16 protein-coding genes are annotated in these 16,321 nt (G+C 38.0%); 9 read left to right on the top strand and 7 right to left on the bottom strand.

What is annotated here, in order from left to right:
• Window positions 1-6 precede the first annotated feature (6 nt).
• Genes RR062_03655 through lepB form a run of 6 tightly spaced genes read left to right on the top strand, consistent with a single transcriptional unit; the run spans window position 7 to window position 4,719 of the window.
• Window positions 7-768 carry an MBL fold metallo-hydrolase gene (locus RR062_03655; protein ID MEG2026804.1) on the top strand — a complete coding sequence of 254 codons (762 nt, stop codon included), beginning with the start codon at window positions 7-9 and terminating at the stop codon, window positions 766-768.
• Window positions 762-1,838: a type II CAAX endopeptidase family protein gene (locus RR062_03650; protein ID MEG2026803.1), complete on the top strand. Its 1,077-nt coding sequence runs from the start codon at window positions 762-764 to the stop codon at window positions 1,836-1,838. Before RR062_03655 ends, RR062_03650 begins: the two co-directional genes overlap by 7 nt.
• Window positions 1,814-2,290, top strand: coding sequence for a 23S rRNA (pseudouridine(1915)-N(3))-methyltransferase RlmH (locus RR062_03645; protein MEG2026802.1), 477 nt, complete (start codon window positions 1,814-1,816; stop codon window positions 2,288-2,290). The genes RR062_03650 and RR062_03645 overlap by 25 nt, the downstream gene beginning before the upstream one ends.
• 52 nt (window positions 2,291-2,342) lie before the next feature.
• Entirely contained in the window at window positions 2,343-3,989 is a 1,647-nt protein-coding gene (locus RR062_03640) for a hypothetical protein (GenBank protein ID MEG2026801.1), read from the top strand.
• Between the two features lie 3 nt (window positions 3,990-3,992).
• Window positions 3,993-4,175: a DUF951 domain-containing protein gene (locus RR062_03635; protein MEG2026800.1), complete on the top strand. Its 183-nt coding sequence runs from the start codon at window positions 3,993-3,995 to the stop codon at window positions 4,173-4,175.
• Complete coding sequence (gene lepB / locus RR062_03630) at window positions 4,159-4,719, top strand: signal peptidase I (GenBank protein MEG2026799.1); 561 nt, start codon at window positions 4,159-4,161, stop codon at window positions 4,717-4,719. The genes RR062_03635 and lepB overlap by 17 nt, the downstream gene beginning before the upstream one ends.
• A 27-nt stretch (window positions 4,720-4,746) precedes the next feature.
• Here the strand turns inward: lepB and RR062_03625 are convergent, their stop codons facing one another.
• On the bottom strand, window positions 4,747-5,361 hold the full coding sequence (locus RR062_03625; protein ID MEG2026798.1) for a PRC-barrel domain-containing protein: 615 nt from the start codon (window positions 5,359-5,361) through the stop codon (window positions 4,747-4,749).
• Window positions 5,362-5,511: 150 nt separating this feature from the next.
• Between RR062_03625 and RR062_03620 the strand changes: the two genes are divergently transcribed.
• Complete coding sequence (locus RR062_03620) at window positions 5,512-6,546, top strand: SPFH domain-containing protein (GenBank protein ID MEG2026797.1); 1,035 nt, start codon at window positions 5,512-5,514, stop codon at window positions 6,544-6,546.
• A 19-nt stretch (window positions 6,547-6,565) separates the two neighbouring features.
• Window positions 6,566-6,757, top strand: a complete 192-nt coding sequence (locus tag RR062_03615; protein ID MEG2026796.1) for a DUF1858 domain-containing protein — start codon at window positions 6,566-6,568, stop codon at window positions 6,755-6,757.
• An 84-nt stretch (window positions 6,758-6,841) separates the two neighbouring features.
• On the opposite strand, the gene RR062_03610 is transcribed toward RR062_03615, so the two are convergent.
• Together RR062_03610 and RR062_03605 are read right to left on the bottom strand one after the other, a co-directional pair.
• On the bottom strand, window positions 6,842-7,309 hold the full coding sequence (locus RR062_03610; GenBank protein ID MEG2026795.1) for a deoxyuridine 5'-triphosphate nucleotidohydrolase: 468 nt from the start codon (window positions 7,307-7,309) through the stop codon (window positions 6,842-6,844).
• Window positions 7,306-9,045: a phosphoenolpyruvate carboxykinase (GTP) gene (locus tag RR062_03605; protein ID MEG2026794.1), complete on the bottom strand. Its 1,740-nt coding sequence runs from the start codon at window positions 9,043-9,045 to the stop codon at window positions 7,306-7,308. Before RR062_03605 ends, RR062_03610 begins: the two co-directional genes overlap by 4 nt.
• 186 nt (window positions 9,046-9,231) lie before the next feature.
• On the opposite strand from RR062_03605, the gene RR062_03600 reads away from it, so the two are divergent.
• Entirely contained in the window at window positions 9,232-10,080 is an 849-nt protein-coding gene (locus RR062_03600; GenBank protein MEG2026793.1) for a M14 family zinc carboxypeptidase, read from the top strand.
• A gap of 155 nt (window positions 10,081-10,235) precedes the next feature.
• On the opposite strand, the gene RR062_03595 is transcribed toward RR062_03600, so the two are convergent.
• The 4 genes from RR062_03595 to RR062_03580 are packed head-to-tail and all read right to left on the bottom strand — an operon-like array spanning window position 10,236 to window position 16,318.
• Window positions 10,236-12,311 (bottom strand): hypothetical protein, encoded by a 2,076-nt coding sequence (locus tag RR062_03595; protein ID MEG2026792.1) that lies wholly within the window; start codon window positions 12,309-12,311, stop codon window positions 10,236-10,238.
• Window positions 12,312-12,320: 9 nt separating this feature from the next.
• Window positions 12,321-13,886 (bottom strand): hypothetical protein, encoded by a 1,566-nt coding sequence (locus tag RR062_03590; protein ID MEG2026791.1) that lies wholly within the window; start codon window positions 13,884-13,886, stop codon window positions 12,321-12,323.
• Entirely contained in the window at window positions 13,879-14,631 is a 753-nt protein-coding gene (locus tag RR062_03585) for an ABC transporter ATP-binding protein (protein MEG2026790.1), read from the bottom strand. The genes RR062_03590 and RR062_03585 overlap by 8 nt, the downstream gene beginning before the upstream one ends.
• A 7-nt stretch (window positions 14,632-14,638) precedes the next feature.
• Entirely contained in the window at window positions 14,639-16,318 is a 1,680-nt protein-coding gene (locus RR062_03580) for a GspE/PulE family protein (GenBank protein MEG2026789.1), read from the bottom strand.
• Between the last annotated feature and the right edge of the window lie 3 nt (window positions 16,319-16,321).

Below are 16,321 nucleotides of genomic sequence, written 5' to 3'. Positions count from 1 at the left end.
AATAGTATGAAAATATGCACGCTTTTTTCGGGTAGTCGTGGTAACGCTACCTTGATACAATGCAACAATACCAACATATTAGTAGACTGTGGAGTTAACTATCGCTATATTTGCAAATCGCTTGAAAAATTAAATTTAAAGCCTGCATCTATTGACGCTATATTTGTCACGCACTCGCATAGCGACCACATAGCAGGCATTTTTCAATTTGTAATGTACAACCCAACGGTAGATATATTTGTCCACGCTAACGGAGCCGAAGAATTTTACGGCAAAACACGATTTCAAGCCCACACTTTTAACGGCAGACTGCAATACAAAAATATTGCCGTAGACATTTATCAATGTATGCACGACGTCACTTGGTGTACGGGTTACAAGTTTACCTATCAAGATAGCGTAGCTTGTATTGTAACCGACACCGGCTCGGTAGACGACCAACTTGTAGACTTTCTAAGAGGTTGCAAAGCTCTTGTAATCGAAAGCAACCACGATATAAATATGCTTAAATGCGGTAACTATCCGCCTTTTCTCAAACAAAGAATAGCTTCTTGCGAGGGACACTTGTCTAACGACCAAACCGCAGGACTACTAGAAAGAATATTAGGTTACGGCACGCAAAACATAATTCTTGCCCATTTATCCGAACAAAACAATACTCCAACGCTTGCAAAAGATAAGGCTATAAGCGTAGCGAGCAAATTACATACTGCGGTCAACATCTACGTTGGCGAGCAAAATCAAATTAGCGAGGTAATCGAATGTTAAAGCGAACTTATTTAACTCCAAACGACTCTTATATATGTTTTGCGGTATCATTATTTGCTTTTTTATCGGTCAGCTTCTTTGGCGGAATTTGCATAATGGTATTTGCGTCGGCTAAAAATTCTATATTGCTTATATTTACTATGCTGTCGACTTTGGCGCTTGCAGTAGCCCCGTCGCTATACTTTAACGTTTATAGGGTTGATATAGTCAAAGCTACCCGCTTAAAAGATAAGCCCAAGCTGTTGCCGACCCTAGCTGGAATTATCACTGTTATAGGACTTGTCGCAGTAATGATGCCAATCGTAATATTCTTTAACAAATTGCTAGTTGGCGCAGGCGCAAGCGAGCCTAGCGTAGAATTGCCCATAAATTTAGACACCATTTGGGGGATATTGCTTGCCGTGCTTGCCGTATGTATATTGCCTGCGATTTGCGAAGAGTTTCTGCTTAGAGGCGTTGTGGCAAGAGGATTATCAAGGTTTGGGATTGTTTGGGCGAGTATAATTTCCGGAGTGTTATTTATGCTTATGCACATGAACGTTGCGCAAACGCTATATCAATTCGCCTTTGGAGCAATACTCGGTTACATTGCGCTTTCGGGCGGAGGCATTTGGTTGTGCGTTATATTGCACTTCTTCAACAACTTTTTAGCCTTGTTACTAGACATATTGATGCCACTAGCCGTTCAAGAAACAGTATTCGTTACTTGCTGGTATATAACTATACCCGTTGGGCTTGTTATTATGGCGCTAGGAATATTATTCTACCTAAAAACTAACGTCTATTCTTTTGACAAAAACGAAGAACTTAACGCCTTGCAATCTAACATAGACAATGTCGAAGCGTTGAAACAAGCTCAAAATACAGCTCAACCTTCTCGACTCATTATTAATACAAAAACCGAAATATATCCCGACTTAATTAACGCCGAGCCACAAAACAATCTAGACAGAACGACTTTTTATCTTCAAAAACCCGAACTATCCAAACCAAGTTTAGGCGCAAAAATATTTTTTGGCTTATCGGTAATTATTTGCGTTGTTATGTGGATAAGCACGCTATTTATTTAATAATGTTAAAGATTAACGTATTAAGCGTAGGCAAAATTAAAGAAGATTATTACAATCAAGCTATTGCCGAATACGCAAAGCGACTTGGGCGATTTTGCAATATTTCTCAAACTATTATCGAAGAATTGCCACAAGGTCAAGATAAACTTAAAAAAGAAAGCCAACTAATATTACCAAAACTCTCAAATTTTACCGTTATACTTGACAAAGAAGGTCAAGCGCTTACCAGTTTGCAACTAGCTAGCAAACTACAACTTTGGCAAAATAGTAATAGCGACATTACGATATTAATTGGTAGTAGCGACGGACTTGACCAGACAATTAAACAAATTGCAAACTATTCGATGTCATTTTCTTGTCTAACGCTACCCCATTCGCTTGCAAAAGTAATTCTTTTTGAACAACTTTACCGAGCCTTTATGATAAATTCAAACGGTAAATATCATAAGTAAAAAGATAATTTTAACGTAGCGATTAATTAAATATAGAATAAATAGGACATTTATGAAACAATTTACTCCGCCAACTTTATTTGAAGACGTAGATTTCGACTACGAGTTTGAGCCAACTATTATTAAGCAACAAACAGTCGACAACACTACTATTCAGCATTTTTACATCAATGGACGCCGTTGTGGCGACGCCATTACTCGCATATACGGAGTTTTGGCTTACCAAACTGCGTCTGCGCCTGTAATTATAGTAGTTGGCGAAGTTGGTAAAGCTATTGATATATCTTTGCTAGAATATTGGGCGACAAATGGGTTTGTAGCTGTTTCTATCGACTACGCCGGCGATATTGGCATAGGGTTTCACACGGTCTATCCTCTGGCTACGCAATACGCTAATCTTAATAAGGCAGGTCGACATCTCAAATACGTAGACACTACCGCCCGTGATACAAGTTGGTACGAATACGATTTCTCGACACGTCGAATTATTCAATATATGTTAAATAATTACTGCCAGAATAATTTGATTGGTATATGTAGTTTGGGCGGAATTGCCGACAAAATAGCTATACATACGTTGGCTACTTGCAAAGAATTACTTTGCGGAGCGATAATATTCGGTAGCCTTTGGGACAAGGTCGAAGAAATATCTCCCGACCTAAATATAGACAAGCTAACTAACACTATCGAGGCGCTTGACCAAAAAGAACGTTGGCTAAGCGGAATTTGTTCCCAAAGTTATCTTCAATATGTTTCTCAACCGATATACCTTCTAACCGGCGTAAACAGCACTAAGACTAATATTCTAGACAACAACCAAGGACTTTACCGCTGTAAAAATATTTGTTCGCAAGCCTTGTATATAAATGGCTTAATCGATATTATTACGCCAAACGTGCTTGAAAATATTAAAAACTGGTTTTTAACAAATTTCTCTAACCAACAATCTACGCTTAAAAAACCAAAAGTTAGCTTTAATACTCGCAAAGGACAACTTTACGCTAAGGTTAGTAATTTTAAAGACGTTACAATTTCTTATACAGTCAGCGATATTTCAGGCTCTGCCCTTAGTTGGCGGAGGGCAAACATAGTACAAGAAGGTAGTAACACCTTAGGCTTTATTGACGTATTCGACATAAATTCTACAATTACCGTACTTGCGACTGTAAATTGTAACGGAGTATTTGTAAGTAGCGACCCGCATACAATTTTGGCTAATAAATATAAAATACGAGTAAAGAACAAATCACGAATATTCTATCAAAACGCAAGCGGACTTGGCAATTTCTTGCCTCTTGTTTATGACCAAAACAGCGCTTACACTTCGTTTGAACCGCTCTCTGTTGGAATTGGGGCTTATGGAATTAGCGGTATTTGCGGTAAACACTTCGGCACGTTTGAAATATTAGAATACGCCTTTAACGAACGAGATAGTTATATAATGTTGGATATTTATTCGGCGATTGCAAGCCAAGTTACGCTGTGTATAATCACTAACTGGGCAAGCGCTAATCAATGCGCATATTCTAAATCACTTCAATTATGTGGCGGACGGCTCTGGCAAAAGACAAAAATTGACTTAACCGACCTTAAAAGTCCGCAAGGCAAACCGTTTGATATTGCCGACATTCATAAAATTTCTCTACTTCTTATAGATGCCGACCAACAAATTATACTAAATAATATTCTTTTTGGGTAAACTATGATTGATGTACAAATAGGCGACAAAGTAATTACAAAAAAACCTCACCCTTGCAAAAATGATTGTTTTGAAGTGTTGCGTACCGGCGCAGACTACAAGTTAAAATGCCTTAAATGCGGTAAAATAGTAATGCTTTCTTACCAAGAATTTAATAAAGCGGTAAAAAATGTTAAGACAACTTAATGACAAATCAAGTAAAATAACCAATGTTATAATGGTAACGGCTGTAATTATTATTATCTTTACAGTCGCCATTAAATCTTTGTTTATAGCTAACTTTGCCACTTCGGGGGCGTCTATGGCGCCGACTTATATAGACAGACAAATAGTATGGGTTAACAAATTAGCCAAATTTTCTCGTGGCGACATCGTTGTTGCCTACAAGGCGGAAAGCGAAATATACATTATCAAACGCATAGTAGGGCTAAGTGGCGACCGTATAAACGCAGTTAGAGATGTCGACGGAAGTTACTACCTTACAATTACTACTCCGGACGGACAAACTTTTAGAGAAAAATATATTAAAGCAATAATACCGAATATATTAAAAGAAAATTTAGACTTACTTGAAAACGAATATGTCGTAAGCGAAGGTTGCGTTTTTCTTATAGGCGATAACCGAAACAATTCGTTAGACAGCCGTGTAAACGGCGAATATAGCCAAGACTGCATCGTCGGCGTAGTATTTGCGCCACGAGCTAATTCTACAAAAATAATCGCATATTAAATTTGTATTTATAATTAATAGGAAATTCTACTTCTTTCTTTCGCATTTTAACGATAATTCTACTAACTTACCGCAAGAACGCACTCGCTTGATTGTCTCACGAGTAACTTTTTGCCCACGAAAAGCTATTATCTCGCCGGACAAATTAAATATATCGCTTGTTAAGACGCTATTTAACAAAAAACTAAAATCTCCGCTATACGTCTTGACCGACTCAATTTCTTGGGTCGCAAGACTGCACACCGCCGTACTAATAGGTTTAATCGGTTGAGTTTTAATTAAAATTACATCGCCGACGTAATAAATTGACCGAGGCGAGAACCTCTTTTCACCGCAAAAGACGTACTTGGTAGCAAATTTATTGCTTATTTCTATGTCGGTACACTGCCCGAGTCGTTCGCCTTTTGTAGTATACATTATTTTTTGTAGAGGATTAAACGCCGACCTTGCGACAAAATTTTCTTTTCTGCAACTAACAACGTCTTTAATAGAATAAACTTGATTTATATCAATTTGCTTTTGTTCAACAGCCAAACTGCTAACCTTACTTAACTGTAAATCAAACATAATTTGTGTAATTTTGCCTAAATTTTCAGCTTCAAGCGTAATTACCTCTTTACCAATAATATCGCAAATATTCATATTGTTTAACTCCCGAACAATTCTACTTTTTACTAATCTATTAGAAATAAAATATATATATGCCCTACGGCGACCATAAATAAAAAGTGTTTGATATATTATAAAATATATGTTATAATAAATAATATTAAATTAGTGAGGATAATCTATATGTCAATTAAAAATCAAATGTGGCAAGTGATTGAGTGGAAAGATAATACCGACGATACTATTGTCTACCGCTATCCGCATCAAGGCAAAGAAATAATCTCGGGTTCGTCGTTGACCGTACGTGAATCACAAACTGCAATCTTTGTGCATTTAGGCAAAATAGCAGATATCTTTTCTCCGGGTAAATATAAGCTTGACACTAAGAATTTACCGATATTGACCGGGCTAGGTAGCCTATTCTATCAAGGTAGAGAGTCTCGCTTTAAAGCCGAAGTTTATTTTATAAACACAAAGCAATTTGTCAATCAAAAGTGGGGTACTTCCCGTCCTCTAATTATCAAAGACGCCGATTTTGGCGTAGTTAGAATTGGCGCTTTTGGAACATATAGTTTTAGAGTAAACGACGCAACTACTTTTATGCGTGAGCTTTTTGGCACAAATAACAGCTATGTTGTCGACGATATAAACGATTATCTTAGAAGTATGCTTGTTTCGACAGTTACCGATACCGTAACCGAATCTAAGGTGTCGGCGCTAGAAATATACGCAAACTTAAACGAATTTGGCGCTATGTGCGCAACTAACGTTCGTGAAAAGTTTATTTCGCTAGGTCTTGATATATCTAACTTTGTAATAGAAAACATTTCTTTCCCCGAGTCGGTCGAAAAGGCAATGGACGAAAGGGCAAGTCTAGGAATACTAAGCGACAAAATGGGTACTTATACTCAAAAGCGTGCCGCCGATGCGCTCGGCGATGCGGCAAGAAATACCGGCACTGTTGGCACTTTTATGGGAATTGGCGTAGGGCAACAAGCAGGCTCGGTAATGAGCAACGCTTTTGCAACTAACGATACTCCTAAGGAAACATCAAACAAAAAAGTCTGCCCGGACTGCAAAAAAGATATCAACGCTTCGGCTAAATTTTGCCCGGACTGCGGACACAAATTTGATGTTTTGGGATTTTGTCCCGAATGTGGCGCAAGCGTAGCCCCGACGCAAAAGTTTTGTCCCGAATGTGGTAAAAAATTAAAATAATATTTAAGGAGTATAAATTATGTTCACCAAAACAATGAAGATTATCGAAGTTTTACAAACTAATCCCCTAACGGCTAACGTATTTGCCGACTTTAATATGGGTTGCGTAGGCTGTCTTGCGGCAAGAGGCGAAACAGTCGAACAGGCCGCTAGCGTACACGGCATTGACGCCGACGAATTGATAAACGCTCTAAACAAAATTTGCGACTAGCTTAAACAAACAAAATGGACGGAAATTCTTCCGTCCATTTTTTTTAAATTAAAAATTATTTAACATTTTTACTTTTAGAATTATTTAGCTCTTTTGAGTGCTACCGAAACCGCCTTTTCGCTTGGTCTTGACGTTACTTTCTTGCGCTTTATAATATCGAACAATTACCCCTTGAACAAAGGCTTGACCCTGTTTAATAGTAAGTTCCTGCTCTCCGTTACACAACGCTACAATAATATGACCTTGGTTGTCGGCGTTAAAATAATCTGCGTCGATTAAACCTACCGTATTAGCAAGTTTTAGGTCAAATTTCGCCCCTAGCCCGCTCTTTGGGAGGAGTAACAACATATAATTAGATTTAAGCTTAACTCTTATACCGCTTGGAACAAAAACTTTTTGATTTTTTCCCAAAACTATGTCGCAGGACGCAAAAAAGTCGTATCCTGCCGAATTAGTAGTAGCTCGACGAGGAATAATTAAATTATCATAATTTTTTCCGCCGTCTTTGCTAAACTGCAAACGGCTAACTAAGCTAAACTTTGCTACGCTCATACTAATAATTTTTTAAGAGTGGTAAGTTCTTCTTGTAACGCTTGTGGCACTCTCTCGCCAATAAATGCGTAGAATTCTTCAATTTGCGATAGCTCTACCGCCCATTTCTCTTTGTCGATTGTAAGTAAATATTCTACGTCTTGTAGCGTTGTATCAATGCCGTTAACGTTGATGTCTTTTGCATAGGGCAACATACCAATAGGCGTTTCTTTTGCGTCGACCTTGTTACAGCAACGGTCTAATATCCAATCAAGCACACGAATATTCTCGCCAAAGCCAGCCCAAACAAATTTGCCGTCACGCTTGCCAAACCAGTTGACGTTAAATATTTGCGGAGGATTAGCAATACTATGTAATATTTTTAACCAATGCGCAAAGTAGTCGCCTACGTGATAGCCAAAGAAGGGTAGCATTGCAAACGGGTCACGACGAAGTACGCCAACCTTGCCGGTTGCCGCCGAAGTAGTTTGACTTGCCATAGTGCTTGCCTTAAACACGCCTTGTTCGATAGACTTAGCTTGACAAACAAGAGGAATGGTGTCGTCACGCCTTCCGCCAAATACAAAGGCGGAAATTTTTACGCCCTTATTAGAGTAATATTCGCTAGATAAACACGGACAGTTGTCAATAGGAGCTGTAAAACGGCTGTTTGGGTGCGCCGCATACGGCATAGTGGCTGGGTCAAAAACATCGCCTTGCCAATCAAGTAAATGTTCGGGTCTTTCGCCTAGCCCTTCCCACCAAACGGTGTTATCGTCAGTATTTAATGCAACGTTAGTAAATAACGCATCTTTTTTGCAAGAATGCAAAGCGTTAGGGTTAGTTTTTATACTTGTGCCGGGCGCAACGCCAAAGAAACCGTGTTCGGGGTTAATCGCATATAAGCAACCGTCTTCGCCCGGTCTAATCCAAGCGATGTCGTCGCCGATTGTTTCAACCTTATAGCCTAATTTTTCATAATATTCGGGCGGAACAAGCATAGCTAAGTTGGTTTTGCCACACGCCGATGGGAAAGCGGCAGCTATATATTTAGTTTCTTCGTTTGGTCTAGTTATGCCTACGATAAGCATGTGTTCGGCGAGCCAGCCTTCGTTTTTAGCCAAATTAGAGGCAATACGAAGCGCAAAACACTTTTTGCCGAGTAATACGTTACCGCCGTAACCGCTGTTTACCGACCAAATTGTGTTGTCTTGTGGGAAGTGACAAATATACCGTTTCTCACTACTAAGTTCTGCCTTAGTGTGCAGTCCTCTTATGAAGTCATCGGTAATCTTGCTTAAAACATCGTTGCCAACTCGTGTCATAATGCTCATAGAAATAACTACATATATACTATCGGTTACTTCGATACCGATTTTTGCAAATGGAGAAGAAACATCGCCCATAGAGTAAGGAATAACGTACATAGTACGCCCTTTCATAGCTCCAAAGGAAATATTCTCTAATATTTTGTAAGCGTCGTCAGGTTTCATCCAGTGGTTAGTAGGTCCTGCGTCAATTTCTCTATCGCAACATATAAATGTGCGACCTTCAACACGAGCAACGTCATTACGGGCGCTACGATGTAAGTAACAATTAGGGTGCTTTTCTTGGTTTAATCTAATAAATTCCCCAGTATTACACGCTTCTTCACGCAAATTGCAGTACTGCTGTTCGTCGCCGGTAATCCATACGACTTCGTCAGGTTGCATAAGCTCAGTACAGTAGTTAACAAACTTTTCTACACTCTTTAACATATCCTCACCTCAAATTTAGTGGTTATATATTTTAACCCTGATATGATTATAGCACAAATAATCACACTTACAAGGGGATAAAGCATATTGTATAGTAATTTTTGTGAAAAAACGGCGGTTTAAGTAAGATTAGCAAATAATCATTAATCAATAGCAATTTATTGAAGAATTGGGAGGCAAATAAAAATGTTTGGATACGAAGATTTACTCAAAGAGGTAGATATATTTAATTCGATTGGGGTAGAAACAGGGGTAGTCGGCGATTCGTATTTAAAAAACCGCATACCCTATATTTATATAGGCAATGATAAAAAAAATTGCATCATCGTACAAGGCGCAATTCACGCAAGAGAACATATTACGGCATTGCTTGTGCTTGATATGGCTAAACATTTGCTTGCCCGCAAAGATTTAATTTTAAACGGCGGTATATATTTTATACCTATGGTAAACGTAGACGGCGTTATGCTTGCGCAACAAGGCGATACGGTAATTAAAGACAAGCAACTGCGTAAAAAATTGCTACAAATTAACGGTCACAGCGACTTTTCACTGTGGAAAGCTAACGCAAGAGGAGTAGATTTAAATGTTAATTTTGACGCAAATTTCGGTTCGGGCGAACAAAATGTCTTTTATCCGTCTAGCCAAAACTATGTGGGTGAATATGCAAACAGCGAACCCGAAACAATGGCTTTAATTAATTTTACAACAGCTTTGCGCCCTAAGGCGACCCTTTCTTATCACACAAAAGGCGAGGTGATATATTGGCGGTTTGGTCAAACCAGAACAAAACTGTGGGAACATTACCGATTAGCTAAGGGAATTGCTCAAAATACCTCTTACGCTCTTGCCGAAAATAGTAGAAGCGCAGGCGGTTATAAAGATTGGTGCATACAAAAATTAGATATTCCCGCATTTACGATTGAAGTTGGAAAAGATAGCTACTCTCACCCCTACCCTTACGCCGACTACGAGAATTTATTGATGATAAACAAAGATATTCCTCGAAAACTTGTAAATACGTTAAATAGATAAAAAGTATATTATTACTTATTTTTTCAACATAAGATACTAAACACATTGTTAGAAAAAACTAAGCAACTCATACTGATTTAAAAAAGCTCTAAACAAAAATATTTAGAGCTTAGTTTGGTATTATTTAAATAATCTATTTGTTTGAGCAATTAGCGTCAACTAACTTGCTTGTATCCTTTTTGAGTAGGTATTGAGTCTATTACTATATCAGTCACGGCGCTGTTATAGATTAAAAATCTAAATTTTTCTCTGCCTGCCGCAGCTATAAAATGCTCGGCGTAATTGCCTAAGCTCTCTTTAATTTCTTCTAGCCCCATTGCTAAGTAGAACATACCGCCCCTTGCGCTATCAACGTTACCTTCAAAAGTTATGGTAGAGTCGTTTCTTCCACCGCCAAAAAATGCAATACCGCCGTGGACATAGTCTTTTCCGTCCTGTACTTTAAAGACATTTTTAGCTTCGACTGGAAACTTACTCTTGAACATTTTAAATATTTCATTAAGCTGAATAGCGTTTTCGCCTGCGCCTGTAATTAATGTGCTACTGTCAAGGCTATCAATAGCTTTCCAATCGAAAAACTTAGTGTCGCCCTTAATAGTCACTATGGTTGGCGAACTTGTAGCGCCTAGACCTATTGCCTCAGGAAATCTTCCGCCCATACCGTCGCAAATATAACTACCGCTAAAATGCGCATCTATTGCTATGCAAAACATACCGGACTTATAAAACTGCGTATCGCAAATTATTACCGAACTGTCGCTAGGGTTACCAGTGGGATACAAATTTGACATAGTCGACCTAACTAGACTGTTGCTACCGACTTTTAATATAAACTCCCTTGCGTATTGAAGTAAACAGTTATCTATTGTAAAATTATCGTTGCTAAAACTTCTTATTACCGTTCTTCCGTTGCTTACGGTCGAATTAGTCAACTTGCAATTATCGCCTATTATTTCTAAAACTGTGCCGACGTAGTCAAGGTGAGTTAAATCGCTAACGTTAGAACAATTCTTTAACGAAACGTTGTCAATTAAAATTCCGTCGCCCTTGACCAAAAAACCGATATTATCTTGTCCGTAAACTTTCATATTAGCAGCGCCAACAAATGCAAGGGGCGACTTAAATAAATCACTACCACTAGGCAAGGGTTTCTTATTAGTGTCTTTACCGCTAGGAAAAGCCAGCTCGTGAGCGTTAAGCGTGAAGCCGTTGCCGTATAAATTTTGTTTAAAAGTAATGCCTACTATTACTTCGGGTTGAGATAAACCTTGATTTTCATAAAATTTCCAATCGTAAGTAGTGGGAAGGTTTGTATGTTCGCAAGTAACAATTTCTCCGTTTGAACTATTTTTTGACAATTCGCCAAATAAAGCGTAATTTTTTAATTCGCTATTATTTACTTCGGCTAAACTGCCTAAATTCTTTCTCAATACGATAGCTTCGCCACTTGCAGACTTATTTGTGCAAAAAAGTAAATCTTGATAATTAAATACGTTAACTGCGTCTAGAATATCTAAGTGATAATCAAAAGTAATATTTTTATCAACTTGGCTTACAATTCTTATCCCAAACTTACCATCTACTTTTACAGTAATTGATAAATTGTCTTTGTCAAAAGTCGCAACCGACTCTTGCTCGCTGATTTCTTCGCCCGCTGAATTAATATAGATAAAGTCAAATTCTTTGGAAGAATTTTTTGGAATTACTCCTAATTTAAAATTACTTTCGACGCTTAATTGTTTTTCGCCATTTATTAAATTATATTTGCCAACTACAAAGTGTTGAGAATTTGCGTCGCTTTTACTTAAAAATATCTTCTGTAAAGTGGTTTCTTTGCCTATGCCAAACATTTCGAAACTTTGCTTAAATCGTCCGCCTGAAAGTTCGACAGAAACACAAACTCGACCAGTAATAAAATTGCCGGAGCTATCTTTATTGAAGACTAGGTAACTATCTTGTCCTTTAACTACAATCTCGGCTATGGTTTCGCCGGTATCTAAGTCGGGACTTACCGACCAAATAAGTTTTGCATTTGCCGCATAGGTCGGGTAAATGTTAGCGTGAAGTTTGTAAGGACTCTCTGCGCCCGTCTCCTCATAAGCGTCGTAATTAGTTGTAAGACTCTCTACTTCGATATTAAAAGGCAAAGAAATAATATTGCCTACGCCATAAGCAAAAAACATAAGTAAGAAGGGCAAAACCATAATTAATAAAATAAAATTCTTCTTCATATATTTCTCCTACAAACCAATCTTTTCAATAAGTCTGTTAGCTTTGTAGCACAATAAGCCATAACTCAAAATGGCGACTAAACCAACTAGACCGATTAACAACAAGTAGACCAGTTTGACCTGCATAAAGGCGGAAAATATCGCAAGCCCTAACACTACTAAACTGCCTAGAAAACTAAGTAACATAACTCCGTTAGACGCAGTGTTTCTTCCGTCTAGGCTCGGCGAAGAAATGTCCTTTTCGACTTGGGCTACCGAAACTATAATGTAATATAATATTACTACGCCAGACTGCGAAATCGCAAGTAAAAAGCTAAAATTATTAAATATCATAAGTCCAAAAGTTGTTATAATAATAGCTATAACATTTGGAATTGCGCTCACTAATAATTTAATGTTAATTTGTTTGATATAGCTTATCGGCATTGTTTTAAGATTTTGTATAGCCTTCTTCTCCCTTGACAAACAACTACCTGCGCTTGAACTTGCAAGCGTAATATAAAGCAAAAATATCGCAAGGGTAAAATATGGCGCAAACAAACTGCCAAACAGCGTGCTAATAATTGTATTGATAACTTTTGCCGTAGAACAAATTAGTATAGGCAAAGAAAAAACATTTATAATATAGCTTGTACTTCCATTTGAGCTAAATATAGCGCCGAGTTCTTTCTTCATTAAAGTTAAAGTTACCGACTTGTTTGCTGGAACGGTAACATTGAGGTTCTCTTTGGTTTGAGCCGTCGTCTGCGTGGTTAAAAGCGTCTTAGAATATATTTTATATACATAGTATCCGCCTAAAAAAGTTAACGCAGGTATGGCTAAAAGCGCAAACAAAGATAAAAGTTTTTGCCCGAGTATAATGTTTACAAGCAAATTAAAGGGAATAAAAAATTTAGACAAGGTTGTAAGAAGTTGTCCATTTTCATAAGTAAACAAATATTTAAGTCCGCTGTCTAGCAAAATATCGTTAAATAAATACAATATTTTGACGTAGACGAAAAATAACGCTCCTAGGCAAATTAAAGTCGAGGCGATATATAATATTCGATGTTTCGCAAAGAAAAGTCTAATCTTAATAAATAATCTAGACAGTAGCATATCTACGCTTAACGTAAACAAAGAAAAAAACACTATAAGTAAAATTATGCCGAAGTAAAACAAGGTATTTGCCGAAGTAATTACGCCGTAACTAATACAAAGCGGTAAAAGAATAACGGTGTTTGCTAAGCATTGATTGACAAATAAAACTATAAATTTGCTAATTACCACTTGTTTATTAGAAATAGGTAGCGCCATACAAATATTGTTGTCTGCGCTTAAAAATAAAACGCTTGAAACTTTTGGAAGTCCTAACGCAATTTGAATTAAACCTATACAAGTAACGCCCACCGTAAGCAGTTGATAGGACAACCCCATTTTTGTAAAACCGCCCACAATACCGCTAAACACATAGGTAAATACGCTTATAATTAACGCAAGGCATAAAAAAGAAATTAGCTTGTCTACAAAACCCGACTTGCCGTCTAATTTGTTAAAATATAATTTAAATTCTTTCTTGATAAGTAGTTTAAGCATTGTCTTCCTCGACACTATTAGCAAACTTTTCTTCTAAAAACAAATAATAATCTTCTAGCGACCTATTACTTGCATTAAATTCTGCAATATCGATTGTTTCTGCTATCTGCCCGTTAATAATTATAATCGCTCTATCGCTAATTCTTTGCACTACGTCCATATTGTGAGAAGAAAAGAATACGCAACTGCCGAGTTGTTTAGCTTCTTGCATTGATTGCTTAATTTCCCTAGTCATTTTAACGTCAAGCCCGGTAAAAGGCTCGTCAAGTATCCATAGTTTTGGACTATGCACAAGGGAGGCTAAAATAGCTATCTTTTGCTGAGTGCCGTGCGAATAAGTGCTAATTTTTCGGTTTAAATACTTGGTCAAACCATAGGCTTGACTAAGATGCTCGATTATGGCTTTCTTGCGCTCGTAGTCAACTTTAAAAACACCGGCGATAAAGTCAAGATACTGCATACCCGTCATAAATTCGTATACGGCTTGATTGTCGGCGACATAACCGACCTCACGCTTGCAGTCTAGCGGAAATTCGTCCATACTCTTGCCGTTAATAAATATTTCGCCGTCTTCGTAAGGAATGATACCGCTAATACATTTGATTGTAGTAGATTTACCTACGCCGTTTGCGCCTACAAAACTGAGTATTTCACCTGCGTAACCTTCAAAAGAGATACTTTTTAGTACAGGCGCTTTGTTATATGATTTGACTAAATTTTTAACTTGTAAAACTGTTTGCTTCATCTTCCACCTATTCGACCGTTAGCGACATTAATTCTTGTATGCTGGTGTTTCCTCTAAGTACTTGCTCTTTGCAAGAATCCCACAAATTGATTAGTCCCTCGCTCTTACAAATGCCTCTAAGCTCTTCAAGCGGAAGTTTGTCGGCAATCGCCGATTTAACACGCTCGCTTGCGTACATTATTTCGTGTATCGCCATTCTGCCACGATACCCTGTGTTATTGCAAAATTGACAACCGTCCGGTCTATAAATTGTGGTTGGTTCGTCAAGCTTCAAAATTTCTGTTTCACGTTGATTGCTTTTTACCTTTTTGCGACAAACCGGACAAAGTTTTTTTACTAGTCTTTGGCTAATTACGCCTACTAGCGCATCGGCAAGCAAATATGGCTCTATCCCCATATCGCTTAATCTAATAGCCGAGCTTGGCGCATCGTTGGTGTGCAAAGTAGAGAAAACTAAGTGACCAGTAATTGCCGCTCTAACGGCAATTTGAGCCGTTTCTTCGTCACGCATTTCACCGACCATTATTACGTTGGGGTCTTGACGCAAAATACTTCTCAGCGCCGTACCAAAAGTTAGGTCGGCTTTTGGGTTGACTTGAACTTGGTTAATACCCGGTAACATATATTCGATAGGGTCTTCGACTGTAATTATATTGACGTTAGGTTTATTAATTTCTTTTAAAAAGGAGTAAACTGTCGTAGATTTACCGCAACCCGTAGGTCCTACGGTTAAAACTATACCATAGGGACGAGATATCATTGCGGTGACTAGCTCATTCTCTTTTTCGGTAAAGTTAAGTAGCTCACGAGAGGTAAACATAAACGAAGATTTGTCTAAAATACGCAAAACGAACTTTTCGCCAAAAACTGTTGGCATTGTAGAAACACGAAAGTCCCATTCTGTGCCGTTTGCCGATAGATTAAACCTGCCGTCTTGCGGAATACGCCGTTCGGCTATATTTATGCCCGACATAATCTTAATTCTTGCGTTGATTGCCGGGTAAGAATCTATATCAAATCTTGCTCTTTCAATTAATTCGCCGTCTATTCTATATCTAACTCGCACAAAAGTTTCAAATGGCTCTAAGTGAATATCCGACGCTCTTAGAGGCAAAGCTTCTTTAATAATTGACTCAACTAGCCTTACCGCAGGCGCATTTACAACTAAGTCGTTGACTTCTTCTTGGTCGTCTTGCCCTTTATTCTCGCTTTTGCGTTGTTGCTCTAAGTCTTGTAGCGCAATTGTAGTTGTCTTGGTGGCAATTTGCGACTCTAAATATTTATCAATTTGCGACTTCAATACTAAGATAAATTCGGGCGGAGCTATGCTAAACAGCATAAGTTGGGAAAGCGCATAACCGTCTACCACATCGCCTATTGCATATAAAACACTGCCACTAGCTAATTTTTTAACGGGAACGATTGAAAACCGCTTTAAAAAAAGATAGGAAACGGAGTTAAATAAATCTTGGTCTATCGTAAGCATTTCTAGGTCAACGCAAGCTAAATTATAAAATTGCGCTTCGACGTTGAGTATTTGCATATCGGTAAGTAATGCCCTAGCTTTTAGTAGCGTTAACAAGGGTTGGTTAGTCTGCTCTGCTTGGTTTAGCGTTTCACGTAGCACAGACTTCCTTAAATATTTCTTCGATGCGATAATAATTGCTCTTTGTTGATTAAATAACATAAT

This window comes from Clostridia bacterium, assembly GCA_036654455.1.
Taxonomy (GTDB): domain Bacteria; phylum Bacillota; class Clostridia; order Christensenellales; family CAG-314; genus JAVVRZ01.
The sequence above is the reverse complement of the archived record's forward strand: the minus strand, read 5'-3'. Positions and strand labels throughout refer to the sequence as shown.

What these genes read in the sequence shown, in the direction of transcription:
- RR062_03620 (MEG2026797.1), top strand. Translation starts at nt 5,512, where the DNA reads ATGTCAATTAAAAATCAAATGTGGCAAGTGATTGAGTGGAAAGATAAT.
- RR062_03615 (MEG2026796.1), top strand. Translation starts at nt 6,566, where the DNA reads ATGTTCACCAAAACAATGAAGATTATCGAAGTTTTACAAACTAATCCC.
- RR062_03600 (MEG2026793.1), top strand. Translation starts at nt 9,232, where the DNA reads ATGTTTGGATACGAAGATTTACTCAAAGAGGTAGATATATTTAATTCG.
- RR062_03625 (MEG2026798.1), bottom strand. Translation starts at nt 5,361, where the DNA reads ATGAATATTTGCGATATTATTGGTAAAGAGGTAATTACGCTTGAAGCT.
- RR062_03610 (MEG2026795.1), bottom strand. Translation starts at nt 7,309, where the DNA reads ATGAGCGTAGCAAAGTTTAGCTTAGTTAGCCGTTTGCAGTTTAGCAAA.
- lepB (MEG2026799.1), top strand. Translation starts at nt 4,159, where the DNA reads ATGTTAAGACAACTTAATGACAAATCAAGTAAAATAACCAATGTTATA.
- RR062_03580 (MEG2026789.1), bottom strand. Translation starts at nt 16,318, where the DNA reads ATGTTATTTAATCAACAAAGAGCAATTATTATCGCATCGAAGAAATAT.
- RR062_03650 (MEG2026803.1), top strand. Translation starts at nt 762, where the DNA reads ATGTTAAAGCGAACTTATTTAACTCCAAACGACTCTTATATATGTTTT.
- RR062_03640 (MEG2026801.1), top strand. Translation starts at nt 2,343, where the DNA reads ATGAAACAATTTACTCCGCCAACTTTATTTGAAGACGTAGATTTCGAC.
- RR062_03655 (MEG2026804.1), top strand. Translation starts at nt 7, where the DNA reads ATGAAAATATGCACGCTTTTTTCGGGTAGTCGTGGTAACGCTACCTTG.
- RR062_03595 (MEG2026792.1), bottom strand. Translation starts at nt 12,311, where the DNA reads ATGAAGAAGAATTTTATTTTATTAATTATGGTTTTGCCCTTCTTACTT.
- RR062_03635 (MEG2026800.1), top strand. Translation starts at nt 3,993, where the DNA reads ATGATTGATGTACAAATAGGCGACAAAGTAATTACAAAAAAACCTCAC.
- RR062_03585 (MEG2026790.1), bottom strand. Translation starts at nt 14,631, where the DNA reads ATGAAGCAAACAGTTTTACAAGTTAAAAATTTAGTCAAATCATATAAC.
- RR062_03605 (MEG2026794.1), bottom strand. Translation starts at nt 9,045, where the DNA reads ATGTTAAAGAGTGTAGAAAAGTTTGTTAACTACTGTACTGAGCTTATG.
- RR062_03590 (MEG2026791.1), bottom strand. Translation starts at nt 13,886, where the DNA reads ATGCTTAAACTACTTATCAAGAAAGAATTTAAATTATATTTTAACAAA.